This is a genomic window from Streptomyces sp. NPDC050388, from assembly GCF_040655635.1.
Lineage (GTDB): Bacteria > Actinomycetota > Actinomycetes > Streptomycetales > Streptomycetaceae > Streptomyces.
Window position 1 is genome coordinate 18,696 of sequence record NZ_JBFAKH010000078.1, and the last position, 15,770, is coordinate 34,465.

Genomic DNA, 15,770 nt, shown 5'->3' on the forward strand with positions numbered 1-15,770 from the left:
GGCCCTCGACGGCGGCAGGTACTACCGACTGGTACTTCCGCCGGACATTCCCGCCGCCCGGTTCTGGTCGGTCACCGTCTACGACAACCAGACGCGGTCGATGCTCGACACCCCGCAACGGTTTCCCCGGGCCGGCAGCCAGGCCTATCCCACCCCGGCAGCGGTCCCCGGCCCGGACGGTACGACCACGGTGCACTTCGGGCCCGACCGGCCCGACGGCGTGCCGGAGGGCAACTGGATCCAGACCACGCCGGGCCGGGGATGGTTCGTGGTCCTGCGGCTCTACAGCCCGCTGCAGCCGTTCTTCGACAAGACCTGGCAGCCGGGCGAGATCGAGGCGGTGGATTGACCTCGCCCGACAGCGCTTCGGAGGTACGACGGTCCGGACGGTGAGGTGCATGGGCACGACCCCGCTGGGGAGTTGGAACGACGGTGCCGCGAAGCGGGCGATCGTCGACTTCGTGATGTCCGCGGCGGCGGAAGGCTCGCCGGGCTTCGACGCGCCGATGGACCGGGTCGTCGTGTTCGACAACGACGGAACCCTGGGGGTCGAGAAGCCCGCGCCGGTGCAGACGGCGTTCGTCCTCGGGAAGCTGGCCGCGCGGCTGGAGGCGGACCCGTCGCTGGCCCGCGACCGGCCCTACCGGGCGATCGTCGACCGGGACGAGTCGTACTTCCGCGCGCTGGACGAACAGGACCCCGACGCGGTGGCGTCGATGGTGGAGACCGTCGGATCGGCCTGGGAAGGCACCACGCTCGCCCGGTACGAGGCTGAGGCCGCCCGGTACCTGACGTCCTGGCGCCACGAGCGCTTCGGCGTGCCGTACTCCGGTCTCGTCCACCAGCCGATGCTGGAGCTGTTCGACCACCTCAGGGCGTACGGCTGGCGGCTGTTCGTCTGCTCGGGCGGCGGGCGCGACTTCATGCGGGTGATCTGCGAGGACACCTGGGGCCTGCCCGGGGAGAACGTCATCGGCTCGGCCCCGGAGTTCGCCTACCGGGACGGCGCGCTGGTCCGCCGGGCGACCCCGCACGGCCCGGTCGCGCTCGGGCCCGGCAAACCGGAGGACGTCCTTGCCCGTACCGGCCGGCAACGACGACGTGGACGTCGAACTGCTCCGGTCCGCGAGGTTCGCCCTGCTCGTCGTCCACGACGACGTTCGGGAGTACGCCTACACCGACTGCGCGGAGCGGGCACGCGCGACGGCCGAGAGGTCCGGCTGGACGACGGTCGGCGTGAAGGACGACTGGAACGTGGTTCTCAAGGAACGACCCACTCAGGAGGAACCCAGTGCCCCACGTCAGTGACGCCCCCAGCCCGGGCACACCACCCGAGACCCTCGCGTCGATCATCTGCCCGGATCGGCTGGAGACGGTCTTCGGAACGTTGGACTTCTTCGACGGCATGCCCTTGCCCGACGCGGTCACCCGCAGCTACGACACGCTGGATCTGCTGCGCGGGATCGAGGCGTTCCTCAACTGCGTACCCGGCGCCTCCATGGTGGCGATGCGACGCGGACTGCGGAGCATCGGCATCGACTCCCGCACCATCGGCTACACGGCCCCGCGATGCACCTCGGCACCAGTGGTGCTCACGGGCAACACGGAAACCACCTACGGGATGACCTTCCTGGCGCTCGACGAGGACGGTCCCACCGTGATCGAAGCGCCGGGGACCTCGCTGTGCGTCGTCGACGACATGTGGCAGCGCTACGTCACCGACATGGGCATCGCCGGGCCCGACAAGGGAGAAGGAGGCAAGTACCTCTTCCTGCCTCCGGGCTACGAAGGTGACGTTCCCGACAACTACTTCGTCGTGCGACCGGCGACATACGGCTCCTGGGTGCTGCTGCGCGCACTGGGGGGCACGGAGAGCCTGCTCACGGCACGGATCTACCCGCTCTCAGCCGCGGCGGACCGGCCCGAGCAGAACTTCATCAACTGGGCGGAATCGGACTTCAACACGATCCACGCCAACGACTTCTCCTTCTTCGAGGAGATCGACACCATCGTCCAGGCAGAGCCGGCCGAGTCGCTCGACCCCGAGCGCGCCGGTCAGCTCGCCGCGCTCGGCATCGTGCGCGGCAAGCCCTTCCAGCCGGACGACCGTATGCGCTCGATCCTCGACACCGCCGCCAGGATCGCCTCGGGCATCGTACGGACACTGGCCTTCAAGCCACGTGACCCGGGCTTCTACCACTACCCCGACAGGTCGTGGAAGACCCCGTTCCCCACCCGCAGTTACGAGTTCCTGTCGGCGGAGGGCGCCCGCCTGCTGGACTCCCGGGCGGTGTTCTACTACTTCGCGACCGCCTCCTCGCCGGCGATGGTGACGGCGCCCGTCGGCACCGGATCGCAGTACGCCTACACGGCGGAGGACTCCACGGGCGAGTGGCTCGACGGCGGACGGCACTACACGCTCACTCTGCCGAGCGGCATCCCGGTGAAAAACTTCTGGGCCGTCAACGCCTACGACCCCCAGACCCGGTCGCTGCTGCGCACGGACCACCCCTACCCGAGCGTCAACAGCCAGTCGGAAGGCGTCCGGGCCGAGAGCAACGGCGACACGGTCATCCACTTCGGCCCCACCGCGCCGGAGGGCCAGGAGGCGAACTGGATTCAGACCGTACCGGGCAAGGGATTCTTCGTGATGATGCGGCTCTACGGCCCGCTCGAAAGCTGGTTCGACAAGAGCTGGCGGCCGGGCGAGATCGAACCGGCGTGAGGTAGGCGGCCGTGGGTGAGGCGATCGGTCAGATTCTTCCCTACGGCGTCGCCGTGGCGCTGAGCGCGTTCCCGATCATCGGTGTGGTGCTGATGCTCGCCACCCCCAGGGCGCGCTCCAACGGACCGGCGCTGCTCCTGGGCTGGGCCTTGGGCCTGGCCCTGGTCGGCACGATCGTGCTGCTGGTCTCCGGCGGCGACGGCCCGAGCGACCAGGGGCAGCCGGCCGACTGGGGCGGTGCGCTCGACCTGGCGCTCGGCGTGCTGCTGCTGTGGGTGGCGGTGAAAGAGCGGCGCGGCCGACCGCGCGGCGAAGATCCCCGACGAGCGGGACTTCCACACCAAGGGTGACCTCGCCAAGGCCTTGGTGCTGCGGGCCCTTGCCTCCGACCTGCCCTTCGCCTGAGTCACCGCGGACTCGGCCTACGGACAGGAAGGACGCTTCCGGCGCCTGCTGGAACAGTCCGGCCTCGGCTACGTCCTGGCGGTGCCCAAGTCCCAGTTCAGCGTGGGCTGTCCACGCATCGACTGGCTGTTCGCCCAGGCCCTCGCTGACGCCTGGGAACGGATCTCGTGCGGGGACGGCGTCAAGGGACCGCGCGTCTACGACCGGGCGGCCATCCGACTGCCCGCCGTCGCGGAGTACGACTACCAGGACGAGAACCAGGTCCGCCGACGGTGGGCACTGGCCCGCCGCGGCATCGCCCGGCCCGACGAGATCGCCTACTACCTCGCATACGCCCAACCCGACACGACTGTGGAACAGTTGGTGCAGATCGCCGGGATGCGCTGGGCGATCGAGGAGTGTTCACAGGCCGCGAAGAACGAGTGCGGTCCGGACCAGTACGAGGTCCGCCGCTACATCGGCTGGTACCGGCACATCACCCTGGCCGTGCTCGCCCACGCCTTCCTGGCCGCGATGGCGGCCGCCGCCGCTTCAAAGGGGGCTGCAGAAACGGTTCCCGCACCTTGGTCGACCTCACCGTGGCAGAGATCCGACGGCTCCGGGCAACTGGCCGCCCTCACCCACGTCCGCCATGGTGCTCGGCCCGCGCTCACGCCTCGAACTGGTCCATCTGGCGCCGGGAGCGCCAAGCCGTCGCCCGCTGCTGTCACTACCAGCGCCGGCTGCACACGATCGAGGGGCGGCCCCGTGAAGACCGCCCCTGACGGGCCACCGGCCCACTAAACTCACCACGCGCAGCCTCTGAGCAGGCAAAACGTCGAAGTCCTGCTGGAGTACCAGATGATCAATTCCAAGGGGTCGGGGAGCGGGCGGAGAGTCTCTTACACCTTGAACTGGAGCCAGTTGCTTCGGGAAGGCTCCAGGATTCCGATGTGGTTATGGCTGCCCACAGTTGGGCTCGGCGTGGTCCCGAAGAGGCCGTCACCACTTTCGGTGCACGGTTGCCTTGCTGCCGGTCACCAAGCTTGCCGGCGGAACGTCATCCTGCTGGTGGTACAGGGGGCACACGTCGCTGACCAGCGTGGACGGTGCCGCTCTGAGCTTTGGCGGGATCGCCGGCCCGGGAACGGCCGGATCTTGGACGATGCGGTTCCTCGGGCTGCGTGGCCGCCCGAACCCGCACCGATCAGGAGGTGGGAAGAAAGGCGAGCTGCTGCAATCACTCACTCTCCTCTGTGTGGTGGCCACCGACCGATACCGGTCCAGTGGGACGGGAGCCCGCACACTGTGCGGTAGAACGACAAACCGCCCGCCGTGGTGGACTGGACGGGCGCGCTTGCCTTCTGCGGGACCGAGGATCGCAACTCCGGCCGTTCGCGATGCCGTCTCAGGCGGTCACGATCGCGCCGGGCGCGAGCCCCTTTTGCAGGCAAGTGTGTGGGGTGGCCACCCCGGCGATGCATCGGCGGATCTCGGTGAGTCGGGGACCCGGGCCAGGTATGCCGGAAGGGCTGTCGTGCTGCGTCGGGTCATCGACGAGGGAGGGGTGATCGGTATCACGGCGCGATGTTATGCCTTGTGTTAATCTCATGCGTTTGCGTGGTCGTCGCGGCGGGCGATTCTGCCTGTTCGGTTCCGCTGGTGCGTGGGCTGTTCAATCCTGCCGGGCCTTCCTCGGTACGTTCCTCTGCGGAAGGCTGTTCATGAAGCACCCCGATGACTCCGGCATCGCTCACGGCGGTCCTGCCCAGCCCGAGGCCACGACCCCGGCGCTGCCCCCGGCCGTCTCCTTCGCCGGTCTGGAACTGCCGGTGGAGGTGCTGCGGACACTGAGCGGACTCGGGGTGCGCGAACCCTTTCCGATCCAGGCCGCCACACTGCCCGATGCCCTGGAGGGGCGCGACGTCCTGGGGCGCGGGCGCACCGGATCGGGCAAGACGCTCGCCTTCGGCCTGCCGCTGCTGACCCGTACGGCCGGGCGGCGCGCCGAGCCGAAGCAGCCCCTCGCTCTGATCCTTGTGCCCACCCGCGAGCTGGCCCAACAGGTCACCCAGGCGCTGGCGCCGTACGCCGAGGCACTGCGGCTGCGGATGGCCACGGTCGTCGGCGGCATGTCGATCGGCCGGCAGGTCGCCGAGCTGCGCCAGGGAGCCGAGGTGGTCGTCGCCACCCCCGGACGCCTGCACGACCTGATCGAGCGCAACGCCTGCCGCCTGGGACGGGTAAGGATCACCGTGCTGGACGAGGCCGACCAGATGTGCGACCTGGGATTCCTGCCGCAGGTTGTCGACGTGCTCGACCAGGTGCACCCCGACGGTCAGCGGATGCTCTTCTCGGCCACTCTCGATCACGACGTCGATCAGCTGGTCCGCCGCTACCTCCACGACCCCGTCGTCCACTCGGTCGACCCGTCCGCGGACACGGTCACGACGATGGAGCACCACGTTCTGGTCGTCCACGGCCCTGACCGCTACGCCGTCACCACGGAGATCGCCGCCCGCGACGGCCGCGTACTGCTGTTCCTCGACACCAAGCACGCCGTCGACCAGCTCACCCGGCATCTGCGGGCCAGCGGGGTGCACGCCGGGGCCCTGCACAGCGGAAAGTCCCAGCCACAGCGCACGCGGACCCTGGCGCAGTTCAAGAACGGCCAGATCACCGTTCTGGTGGCGACCAATGTCGCGGCCCGTGGCCTGCACGTCGACGACCTCGATCTCGTGGTCAACGTCGACCCGCCCACCGACCCCAAGGACTATGTGCACCGGGCGGGCCGCACCGCCCGCGCCGGTGAGTCCGGCAGCGTGGTCACGCTCGTGCTGGCGGGCCAGCGCCGCGAGACGAGCCGAATGATGGCCGAGGCCGGCATCGAGGCGACCGTCACCAAGGTGCGCTCGGGTGAGGCGGAGCTGAGCCGGATCACCGGCGCCAAGGCTCCCCCCGGCACCCCGCTCGACGGCGGGCCCGCCGTCCCCCGGCCCAAGAACACCAATGCTCCCTTCCGCGGCCTCGGCACCAGCAAGGACACCTCCCGCGGCGCCGGCGGCAAGTCCCGAAAGGCCGGCGAGGCCCGCAAGCTCGCCGAGGCCCGCAAGGCCGCCCTCGTGCGTCGCAACGGCTGAGAGGCGTTGCCCTGGCAGCGAATCTCCTGGCCACGGGATCGACAACCCGCGGCCCGGCCCGAAGCCCGTCCTGCGCCCCCCCGCCTACGGAGCGAACGTCCTCGGCCGCGAGAGGGATACCCGCCGAAACGGAGCAGGATGATGGTGCCGGTGCCCCGCACTGCTCCCGGCATGACAAGCTGTGCTGGCCCACCCCCGAACCCAGGAGGTCACCATGACCGCAGAGCCCGTACCTACGGAAGGTTCGGAGCCGGCCGCCCCCGAGACCTCTCCTCTGGCGCCGGACAGCGACGGCAACCACGACCTCAAGCGCAAGTTCCGCGAGGCCCTGGCGCGCAAGCGCGGTGCGCAGGCGGCCGCCGCCGATGGTGCCGCCCACCCGAATGCGTCGAAGGTGCGTGCGGCGCACGGCCCGGCTGCGAGCCAGCGGTCGTTCAGGCGTAAGAGCGGCGGCTGAGTCGATCAGCCCCGCGATCCGGCTGCTCAACCAGCACTCTGAGCACCACCCACTCGCGCGCCCCGTGCAGTGGCCCGCAACGCGCGCGTACCCCTGTGCGCGTTGCGGGCGAGGCGCAGCCGGCGGTCTCGCCTGTGGGAAGGGCACAGCTGCGGTTGGCGCGGGTCGGTGAGGAGTAGTTCCTGTACCGCCAGGGCCCCGGTGGCCGTTACGACCGCCGCATCCACATCGGCAACTGGTGCAACCAGTCGGGAGCCGGACTCGGCGAGTGGCCCCAGGCGTCCCCGGAGCCCGGGATCGACGCCTACGTGTGGATGAAGCCCCCGGGCGAGTCCGACGGGTCGGACGAAGCCCTACCGAATGACGAGGGCAAGGGCTTCGACCGGATGTGCGACCCCACGTACACCGGTAACCCGCGGAACAACACGTCGGAAGCGCTGCCCGACGCCCCGATCGCCGGACACTGTTTCTCCGCCCGGTTCCAGGAGCTGATGGAGAACGCCCATCCGCCGCTGCCGTAGAACCAGTGTGGGCCGACGCGGCCCCGTGCGGGACGGCGACGAGGAGTTCCGAGCCCTCGCCGCCGCCCCGTACGAGTGCGGTCAGCCCTTGACGGCGGAACTGGCGACCCCTTGGACGAACCAGCGCTGGAAGAAGGCGAAGACGACAAGGACCGGCAGGACGAGCAGGACGCCGAAGGCGAGGATCTGGCCCCAGTCCGGGGGCTGCTGCCCCTGGAAGACGCTCATCTCCAGGGGGAGGGGACGCACCGACGGGTCGGACACCATCAGCACCGGCCACAGGAAGGAACCCCACTGGATGAGGAAGGTGAGGATCGCGACCGAGGCGAACACCGGCCTGGACATCGGCACGATGATCGCGAAGAACGTGCGCCAGGGCCCCGCGCCGTCCAGCCGGGCCGCCTCCTCGATGCTCGGCGGGATCTTCCGGAAGAACGTGTGGAACTGGTAGACGGCGAAGGCGTTGGCGACGAACGGCAACGCCTGGATGTACAGGGTGTTGCGCTGGCCGTTGAACATGTAGAACAGCGGCACCGCCACCGACTCGAACGGGATCAGCATCAGCAGCAGGACGAGGGTGAACACTGCTTTCTGCCCGCGCCACTTCAGCCGGGTGAGCCCGTACGCGGCCATCGAGTTGACGATCAGTCCGCCCGTCACCACCACGAACGACAGCAGCACGGACACGCCCATGAACTGCCAGAAGTAGCCGGTGCTGTCGGAGCTGAGGCTGTCGAGGACGGCGGCGTAGTTGTCGAAGGAGAGGTGGGTGGGCAGGAAGCCGGACAGGCCGTTCAGGACCTCGTCGGACGGCTTGAGGCTGCCGAGGAAGAGGTAGAGCGCGGGCAGGGCGAAGACGAACGCCAGGACGCTCAGGACGGTGTAGTCGAGGACGCGGCGTACGGGCGTACGGGTCATGGCCATGGGGCAGTCAGTCCTCGTGGTCGGGCCGGACGACGCGGCGCTGGACGATCGTCAGGGCGACGACGATCAGGAAGAACACCACCGTGACGGCCGAGGCCTGCCCGATGTCGTTTTGGTCGAAGGCCGTGGTGACGGCCTGGTACATCACGGTCCGGGTGGCGTCCTCGTCCAGGCCGCCGCCGCGGATGAGGATGTACACCTGGTCGAAGACCCGGAAGGACAGCACCGAGGTCAGCATCGCGACGAAGACGAGGGTGCCGCGGATGCCGGGCAGGGTGACGTGCCGGAACTGCTGCCAGCGCGAGGCCCGGTCGAGCTGGGAGGCCTCGTAGAGCTCGCCCGGGATCTGTTGGAGGCCGGCCAGCAGGATGACCATCTGGAAGCCGACGCCCTGCCACACCGACAGCACGATGATCGAGCCCATCGCGGTGAGGCCGTCGCCGAGCCAGTCGAAGGCGCCCCAGTTGCCGAACGTCACCGCGTCGAGCAAGGAGTTGAGCATGCCCTGCTCGCTGCGGGCGAGGATCAGCCGCCAGATCACGGCGACCAGCGCCATCGGGAAGACCACCGGCATGAAGAAGAAGGACCGGAACAGGCCGATGGCCTTCAGCTTGCGGTTGAGCAGGATCGCCAGCGCCAGCGCGAGGCCGGTCTGGAGCGGTACGACGACGGCGGCGAAGGTCAGGTTGTTCAGCAGCGCCCGCAGGAACGGGCCGGACAGGTCGGGGTCGGTGAACAGCCGCCGGTAGTGCTCCACGCCGAAGAAGGCGGGTTCCAGCGGGGAGCCGAGGCGGACGTTGTAGAAGGAGAGCACCACGGCGTAGCCGAACGGGATGCCGACGAAGGCGATCAGCCCGCCGACGGCCGGGGCGGACATCAGCAGCCCGTGCAGCCGGTCACGGTTGCCGCGCGAGGGACGCGAGGGCTTCGCGGAGGGCGCGGACGAGCCGGCCTGCGCCCGGCCAGGGGCCGCGGCGTGCGCGGGTTCCACGGTTTTCACGGGAGGGTTCCTCTTCCCGGCGGGGGCGGGCGCGGTCGGTACGTCGCCGACGGCCCGCCCCGGCCGATGCGTCCTGCGGGTTACGGGATCTCGTAGCCGGCGTTGTCGGTGAAGTCCCGGTCGATGGCCCGGGCGGCCTTGCGCAGGGCTTCCTCCGGGTCGGCGCCGCCGTAGATCGAGTTCAGGGCGGTGTTGAACTTGGCGGTGACCGTGGGATATCCGGCGGTCACCGGCCGGGTGGCGGCGACGCAGGAGGCGCCGATGTCGCTGTCGCCGCAGGGCCGGGCGAGCTGGTCGGCGAAGAGCTGGAGCGGACCGCCCTCCTTGTACAGCTCGCTCTTGGCGAGCGCGGTCCTGGTGGCGGGCACCGCGCCGTTGACCTTCGTCATCGCGCCGACGTTGGCGTCATTCAGCAGGTAGTCCAGGAAGGTGCCGGCGGCCTTGCCGTTCTTGCTGCCGGCGCCGATGCCCCAGGCCCACGAGCCCTGCCCGGTCTTGGGGCCGTTGCCGAAGTCGGGCAGCGGCAGGACGACGAGGTCGTCGCCGAGGGCCTCGCTGTAGGCGGGGTACATCCAGTGGCCGACCCAGCTCAGCGCCACCTTGCCCTTGGCGAAGGCGTTGCCGTCGGTGTTGGGGTCGACGTACGTCTTCCAGGACTGGAAGGTCTTCATCGCGGCGACGGCCTTCGGGCTGTCGAGGGCGCCCTCCGCCTTGCCGTCCTTCAACAGGGCTCCGCCGGACGACCAGAGGATCGGGGAGAAGCCGAAGGTGCCCCACTCCGTGGCCAGGCCGTACTGCTCCGATATGTCGAGGACCTTGCCGTCGGAGTCCTCGGCCTTCAGCGCCTCGAGCGCCTTGCCGAACTCCTCGGCCGTCCAGGCGTCGTCCACCCGCGTCGGGTACTTCACGCCGGCCGAGTCCAGCAGCTTCTTGTTGGCGTACATGCCGAGCCCGGCGTCGAACATGCCCAGGCCGTAGTGCTTGCCGTCGATCTCGCCCTGGGCTTTGACGGCGTCGGTGGCGTTGTCGAGGGTCTTGGCGGAGACATGGTCGTCGACCGGGGCGAGCTTGCCGTTGTAGACGAAGTTCGCCATCGTCGGGCCGTCGAACTCCAGCACGTCCGGCAGTTCGGCGGGGTCGGTGGCGGTGATGGTCTTCGTGTAGTCGTTCTCGGGGATCAGCTTCAGCTCGGCCTTGACGTCGCTCTGCGAGGAGTTGAAGGTCTTCACGGCGTTCTGCAGCGCGGCCGTCTCGCTCGCCTGGCCCTGGTGGGCCCAGACGCTGACGGTGCCCTTGCCGCTGCCCTCCTCGGCGGAGGTGTCGCCGGCGCCGCCCCCGCCGCCACAGGCGGCCAGCGCGGCCAGCGGCAGCAGGGCGAGGGCGGTCAGGCCCGTACGACGGTGCCTTCTGGTTCCGTTGGTCATGGTGGTGCCTCCGAGCGGTGTGCGGTGGGTGTGCGGACGGTGGGACCGGGGGCGGGAACGGCCCTCCGGAAGCGGGTGGTCGACGAGGCGGTTGGGCTACCGCTGCCGGCGGCTGTGCGGCGGAGCGGTGGTCTCGCGGAGGACGAAGCGGAGGGGCATCTCGACGGGGTGCGGCGGCCCGGCGTCCGGGTCGTCCAGCCGCGCCAGCAGCAGCCGGGCCGCCTCCCGGCCCTGGGCCGCGACCGGCTGGGCCACGGTGGTCAGCCCGACGACCTCGGACAGCTCGTGATCGTCGAAGCCGACGACGGACACGTCCTCCGGAACCCTCAGCCGGTGCCGGCGCAGGGCGCGCAGGGCGCCCATCGCCATCTCGTCGGACTGGGCGAACACGGCGGTCGGCGGGTGGCGCAGCGCCAGCAGCCCGGTCATGGCCCGTTCGCCGCCCTCGACCGTGTAACCGCCGTCCGCCTCCAGGGCGGGGTCGGGCTCGATCCCGGCGTCGGCCAGCACGTCCAGGTAGCCCTGCCGGCGGTCGAGGGGCGTGGTCCAGTGCAGCGGCTCGCTGGCCCCGGAGATCATGCCGATCCGGCGGTGGCCGAGGTTCACCAGGTGCCGTACGGCGCTCTCCGCCCCGCCCCGGTCGTCGATGCCGACCACCGTGAAACCGGGCCGGGCGCCGCCGACCGTGGTCGCCAGTGGCACGTCGAGGGAGCGCAGGGCGGCGGCCTCCTCCGGGCCCGGGATCAGCAGGGACAGCACGGCGTCGACCCGCTTGCGGATCGGCAGCTTGGTGAAGAAGCGCTTGCGCACCTCCGGTGAGCCGAGGTTGTACAGCAGGACGTCGTAGCCGGCGGCGCTGAAGACCCTCTCAGCCGCGTCCAGCACGGTGCCGAAGAACCAGCGGCCGACGTACGGGACGACGACGCCGATGGTGTGGGTGCGCCCGCTGGCCAGGCTGGAGGCCGAGCGCGAGGCGGTGTAGCCCAGTTCGGCGGCGGCCGCGACGATCCGCGCCCGCATCTCCTCCGACACTCCGGGACGGCCGCGCAGGGCGCGGGACACGGTGGACGCCGAGACCCCGGTGGCCTCGGCGACATCGGTGATGCTGACCGTCACGGAACGCTCCTTGAACGGGTGCACACCGCGTGGCCGGGGTCCGGCGGCACGTCGGCGTGAGGGGGAGTGACGAGACCGTAAACCCGTCCACCCGGTTGCGCAAGCGTTTGCGTTCAGTTTTACTTCGGCTGACTCTCAGAGGAACTCCCACCAGCCAGAGAACAGCGCACACGTTTGAGTGCGACTGTCGGCAGACAGGACCTGTCCATGCGATACGCGCCGCCCGGCCTCTGCGTGAACGACTTCGACCTCCTGCCCCAAGCGGACGGCACCTACACCGTGCTGCACCTGCAGGGCCCGTGGACAGCCGAGTTCGACCACCTGCGCATGGAGACCTCCTACGGCCGGGCCACCTCCGCCGACCTGGTCCACTGGGAACCGCAGGGCACCGCCTTCGGCAACGGCCTGCCGGGCCGCTTCGACCAGCAGGCGGTGTGGACCATGCACGCCTTCCCGCACGGCACCGGCATGGCGATGCTCTACACCGCCGTCTCCGGCCTCACCCCGGACGGCTGGCCGCTGCAGTCGGTCGGCCTGGCATACTCCGAGCGCACCGACGGCACCGGCTGGCGCCGCCACGGCACGGGGCCGGTTGTCGAGGCCGACCCGCGCTGGTACCGCACGGGCGAACGCATGGGCTGGCGCGACCCCTTCGTGGTGCGCGACGACGAGTCCGACGGCTGGGTCATGATCCTCTGTGCCGCCGACGCCTCGTTGCCCGTCGACGTCAGCGGCTGCGTGGCCTGGGCGACCTCCGACGACCTGGAGCACTGGACCGTCCACCCGCCGCTCGTCTCCCCCGGCGACGTCGACGAGTTGGAGTGCCCGGTCCTCGAACGCCTCGACGACGGCAGCTGGCTGCTGCTCGGCTCCATCGGCGCCACCCGGGGATTCGAGGCGTGGACCGCGCCCCGCCTCCGCGGCCCGTGGGCCCGTCACGGCCCGCTCGGGCCGACGGGCGCGTACGCCCCGCGTGTCGTCGCAGCCCCCGACGGCTCCCGCGTCGTGCTGCACACCACCCCGCGCCGCGTCGGCCTCACTGACACCGGCGCCCCATGCCGCGGCATGCTCGCCCAGCCCAAGTCCCTGGTCGTGTCCGCGGATTCGGGGCCCCGCCTGGAATGGTGGCCGGGCCTGGAGACCTGGCTCGGCGAGGAGACGTACGACGCCCCCCTGCACGCGGTCGGCCACGTCGACGTCGGCGGCCGCATCGAGGTCGTTCTGCGTGCCGAAGATCCGGACAATGACCGTGCCGCCCTCGCCGTGGCCTGCGACGGCAAGGACCTCCGGGTCACCGGGTCCGGCGGAAGGGTGCTGGCGCAGACCGTTCTGTCGAGTCTCCCCGGCGCGTTGCGCATCCTCACGGTCGGCGAGTACGTCGAGGTCTACGCCGACGACGCCTTCGCGCTGACCGCCCTGTGCTATTCCGGTCGGCCTGTCCCCTGGACGGCGGTCACCGGCAACGGTGCCAGCCCGGTCCCTGTCCGCCCGATCCGCCTGCCCGACCCCTACCGGGACGACGCCTCGGCCGTGTGGCCCGGTCCGACGGCAATGACCGCGGCCGCCGCCGACCTACGGTGAAACCGGGGGCGCGGGATGCCTCGTCGCCTGGACTGCGGTGAACGCGGCGCTGCTGCCACGTGTGGGTCTCCTGGCCCGGGCGGTGGCTCCCTGCAGCGCCGCACTGGTGACCATGGCGGCCACCGCCTGCGTCACGGGGCCGGGGGCGGCGCGGGGCGGGGTGCTGTTCCTGGGCTCCGACCTGCTGGTCGGGCTCGGCGTGGCCGGGGCGGAGTTCACCGGCCGTCAGGTCCTGGTGACGGCCACCTACGTGGTCGCTCCGTTCCTCCTCGTCGACGCGTGCGCTCGCACCCCTGCGGCGCAGGGGACGGCGCGCCCCGCTGGGCGGAGTCCTCGAACGTCTGACGGTTCGTTGAGAAAGTCAGCATCGAGTCAGTGTGAGTCCTGAAACACCAGGAGACAGCTGACCGCACATGCGAACCGTTGTAATCTCCAGAGAACGCCTTTGACCTGCAAGAAGCAGGCAGGGAGCGAACAAAACGGGAGCATCCTCATGTTTCGCACAGTATTCAAGTCCAAGATCTAGCGTTTGGGTGTTTCCGCAGGTCAGAGCCCTGATCGCCGCCTCCAGGTCAGCAAAAGGTCAGCATCGGGCCGGACGGTGTCCGGCTTGCTGACCTGCGCCTACGGCAGGGGCATGCTGCGCCGCCCGGCGCCCTGCTCGGAAGGCTTGATACGTGGCTCGACAGCTCGCTCGTGGGATGGGGTCCTTCTTCAAGGAGTGCGGTTGTTCCAGGCCGACCCGCTGCCCGCACCCGTACACGATTCGGTTTCGGGACGCTCTCGGCAAGCAGCGTGAAGAGGCCGGCTATGGCACGCAGGACGACGCGGTCGAGCGCCTTACGCAGATCTATGCGGAGAAAAAGAAGACGGCGCCGTCCGTTGCCGAGGCCCGCCGGGAACTCGGTCAGCAGACGGTCGAGGAATACGCGAAGCAGTGGCGGCCGCGGCAGCGGAGGATGACGGAGTACTCCACGGGCTGGCACGTCGACAGCTCCATCAACGTGCACATCGTCCCCCGTCTCGGATCAAGGAAGCTGAACTCCATCACGCCGATCGTGGTCGAGCGTTTCCTGGACGAGTTGGAGGCCGATGGGGTGGGCCGCGGAAACCAGGTGAACATCTTCCGCACTCTGAAGGCGATCTTGCGGGACGCCTATGGCAAGGGGGCCATGGCGGACGATCCTGTGAAGGGGGTCCAGGAACCGGAGTACGTCCGCCAGAAGGTGGTCATCCCGCCCCTCGCCTACGTGAAGAAGGCGCTGAGGACCGCTGACGAGCTCCTTGCGCTTGAGATCGTCATGATGGTGGGCTGCGGTTTGCGAAACGGGGAAGCCAGGGCAGTGAACATTAACAACGTTGTGGCGGATGACGTCTACCGAGTGCATGAGCAGATCCACTCCAACACGCACAAGCCGGCGAAGCTCAAGCACCGTAGGGCGGGGGAGTTCCGGGAGGTCCCCCTGCCGCGCTCGGTGCGGGAAGCGATGGAGCGGTACCAGGAGAAGCACGGCACCACGAAGGATGGGTACCTGCTGCGCGGCCCGAGCGGCTACTACACGGAGCCGATGGAACGCAGGCGCGTCCGGAAGCTCTTCAAGGAGCTCCCCGCAGCGGACGGTGTGGGGATGTACAGCTTCCGGCACTACTTCGCCTCGAACGCCCTCGGGAACGGGATACCGATCACCGACGTGGCGGAATGGATGGGGCACAAGTCCATTGAGGAGACGTATCGTACCTACCGGCATCTGATGCCTGGGAGCATCACCAAGGCGGCCCGCATTCTGGACGCCGGTTTGTGGGAAGCAGCCTGATTCGACATTGATGCGAAGAAACTCGTCTCCTTCTTCATCGCCTCCAGCGGGAGCCGATCGTGCAACGGTGCTGCCGCAGGCGGGCGGACAGGAAGCGCAGGGCAGAGCTGGACACGTCGATGCGAGGAGGTCTCCCCTGCTCGAGTGAAGCCGAGAGCTTGGGGAAGGGTGGACAAGCACGCGAAGCCTCTGGTGGAGACGGTTCTCTTGGTCGAAAACCCATCTACCAGTGGCTTCACCATGTTGTCAGCCCAACCGGCTCGCTACTGCTGCAAGTTGGAAAGGGTTCACTCCGAACATACAGGCGGTGTCGGTGACTTGGTTGCGATCCTCGGCCACCCCGAAGAACGACCGCTGCTCCGTACATGTTGTCAGCCTGCTCGTCGACTGGGGCGTTGCGATCCTCGGCCGCCCGAAAGAGGAGCCACCACAGGCTTTGACGATTTCCTTATCTGTCACGGTCTCGACGTTACGATCCTCGGTTGCCCCGGAGGACAACCGTACCCAGCTGCCGGAACTTCGTAGAGTACTCGTTGTTGCGATGCTCGGCTGCCCCGCAGGGCAGCCGCCACCGCGTACTTGACGCCTTTGAAGCTTCCCCTTGATGTTGGACACCTGGAGACTGGGACGTGAGGTTCCAGAGGAAGTAGTGCCAGGTGGGAAGTAAGAGCAACCGCAGCAGGC

Annotated in this window: 13 protein-coding genes and 4 pseudogenes; 12 read left to right on the top strand and 5 right to left on the bottom strand. The window is 69.3% G+C overall.

Annotated features, from left to right (window positions below; genetic code table 11):
* Positions 1 to 7: 7 nt before the first annotated feature.
* The 9 genes and pseudogenes from AB0I73_RS32125 to AB0I73_RS32165 form a co-directional block, all read left to right on the top strand.
* Positions 8 to 349, top strand: a pseudogene (locus AB0I73_RS32125) (DUF1214 domain-containing protein); the annotation flags it as partial.
* A 157-nt stretch (positions 350 to 506) separates the two neighbouring features.
* A pseudogene (locus AB0I73_RS32130) lies at positions 507 to 1,019 on the top strand (HAD family hydrolase); the annotation flags it as partial.
* Positions 1,020 to 1,074: 55 nt separating this feature from the next.
* Complete coding sequence (locus tag AB0I73_RS32135; RefSeq protein ID WP_363043343.1) at positions 1,075 to 1,308, top strand: hypothetical protein; 234 nt, start codon at positions 1,075 to 1,077, stop codon at positions 1,306 to 1,308.
* Complete coding sequence (locus AB0I73_RS32140; protein ID WP_363043319.1) at positions 1,292 to 2,725, top strand: DUF1254 domain-containing protein; 1,434 nt, start codon at positions 1,292 to 1,294, stop codon at positions 2,723 to 2,725. Before AB0I73_RS32135 ends, AB0I73_RS32140 begins: the two co-directional genes overlap by 17 nt.
* An 11-nt stretch (positions 2,726 to 2,736) precedes the next feature.
* A complete protein-coding gene (locus tag AB0I73_RS32145) occupies positions 2,737 to 3,075 on the top strand; it encodes a GAP family protein (protein WP_363043321.1) in 339 nt (112 codons plus the stop codon).
* A 136-nt stretch (positions 3,076 to 3,211) separates the two neighbouring features.
* Positions 3,212 to 3,913, top strand: a complete 702-nt coding sequence (locus AB0I73_RS32150) for a hypothetical protein (protein WP_363043323.1) — start codon at positions 3,212 to 3,214, stop codon at positions 3,911 to 3,913.
* A gap of 920 nt (positions 3,914 to 4,833) precedes the next feature.
* Positions 4,834 to 6,249, top strand: a complete 1,416-nt coding sequence (locus tag AB0I73_RS32155; protein WP_363043325.1) for a DEAD/DEAH box helicase — start codon at positions 4,834 to 4,836, stop codon at positions 6,247 to 6,249.
* A 214-nt stretch (positions 6,250 to 6,463) separates the two neighbouring features.
* A complete protein-coding gene (locus tag AB0I73_RS32160; protein ID WP_363043327.1) occupies positions 6,464 to 6,706 on the top strand; it encodes a DUF5302 domain-containing protein in 243 nt (80 codons plus the stop codon).
* A 200-nt stretch (positions 6,707 to 6,906) separates the two neighbouring features.
* Positions 6,907 to 7,227 (top strand): annotated as a pseudogene (locus tag AB0I73_RS32165) (glycoside hydrolase family 6 protein); the annotation flags it as partial.
* Positions 7,228 to 7,308: 81 nt separating this feature from the next.
* Here AB0I73_RS32165 and AB0I73_RS32170 read toward each other — a convergent pair.
* From AB0I73_RS32170 to AB0I73_RS32185, 4 genes are all read right to left on the bottom strand, one after another.
* Entirely contained in the window at positions 7,309 to 8,151 is an 843-nt protein-coding gene (locus AB0I73_RS32170; protein ID WP_363043329.1) for a carbohydrate ABC transporter permease, read from the bottom strand.
* 7 nt (positions 8,152 to 8,158) lie between these two features.
* Entirely contained in the window at positions 8,159 to 9,151 is a 993-nt protein-coding gene (locus tag AB0I73_RS32175) for a sugar ABC transporter permease (protein WP_363043331.1), read from the bottom strand.
* Between the two features lie 80 nt (positions 9,152 to 9,231).
* Positions 9,232 to 10,575 (bottom strand): sugar ABC transporter substrate-binding protein, encoded by a 1,344-nt coding sequence (locus AB0I73_RS32180; protein ID WP_363043333.1) that lies wholly within the window; start codon positions 10,573 to 10,575, stop codon positions 9,232 to 9,234.
* A 96-nt stretch (positions 10,576 to 10,671) separates the two neighbouring features.
* Positions 10,672 to 11,691, bottom strand: a complete 1,020-nt coding sequence (locus tag AB0I73_RS32185; RefSeq protein WP_363043335.1) for a LacI family DNA-binding transcriptional regulator — start codon at positions 11,689 to 11,691, stop codon at positions 10,672 to 10,674.
* 207 nt (positions 11,692 to 11,898) lie between these two features.
* Here AB0I73_RS32185 and AB0I73_RS32190 point away from each other — a divergent pair, with 207 nt between their 5' ends.
* The 3 genes from AB0I73_RS32190 (at position 11,899) to AB0I73_RS32200 (ending at position 15,086) form a co-directional block, all read left to right on the top strand.
* Positions 11,899 to 13,272: a mucin-1 gene (locus tag AB0I73_RS32190; protein ID WP_363043337.1), complete on the top strand. Its 1,374-nt coding sequence runs from the start codon at positions 11,899 to 11,901 to the stop codon at positions 13,270 to 13,272.
* A 61-nt stretch (positions 13,273 to 13,333) separates the two neighbouring features.
* The gene (locus tag AB0I73_RS32195) at positions 13,334 to 13,660 is read left to right on the top strand and encodes a lysoplasmalogenase family protein (RefSeq protein ID WP_363043341.1); all 327 of its coding nucleotides are present in this window, start codon (positions 13,334 to 13,336) and stop codon (positions 13,658 to 13,660) included.
* Between the two features lie 289 nt (positions 13,661 to 13,949).
* Entirely contained in the window at positions 13,950 to 15,086 is a 1,137-nt protein-coding gene (locus AB0I73_RS32200) for a tyrosine-type recombinase/integrase (RefSeq protein ID WP_363043339.1), read from the top strand.
* A gap of 43 nt (positions 15,087 to 15,129) precedes the next feature.
* On the opposite strand, the pseudogene AB0I73_RS32205 reads toward AB0I73_RS32200, so the two are convergent.
* Positions 15,130 to 15,207 (bottom strand): annotated as a pseudogene (locus AB0I73_RS32205) (IS5/IS1182 family transposase); the annotation flags it as partial.
* Positions 15,208 to 15,770: the final 563 nt, after the last annotated feature.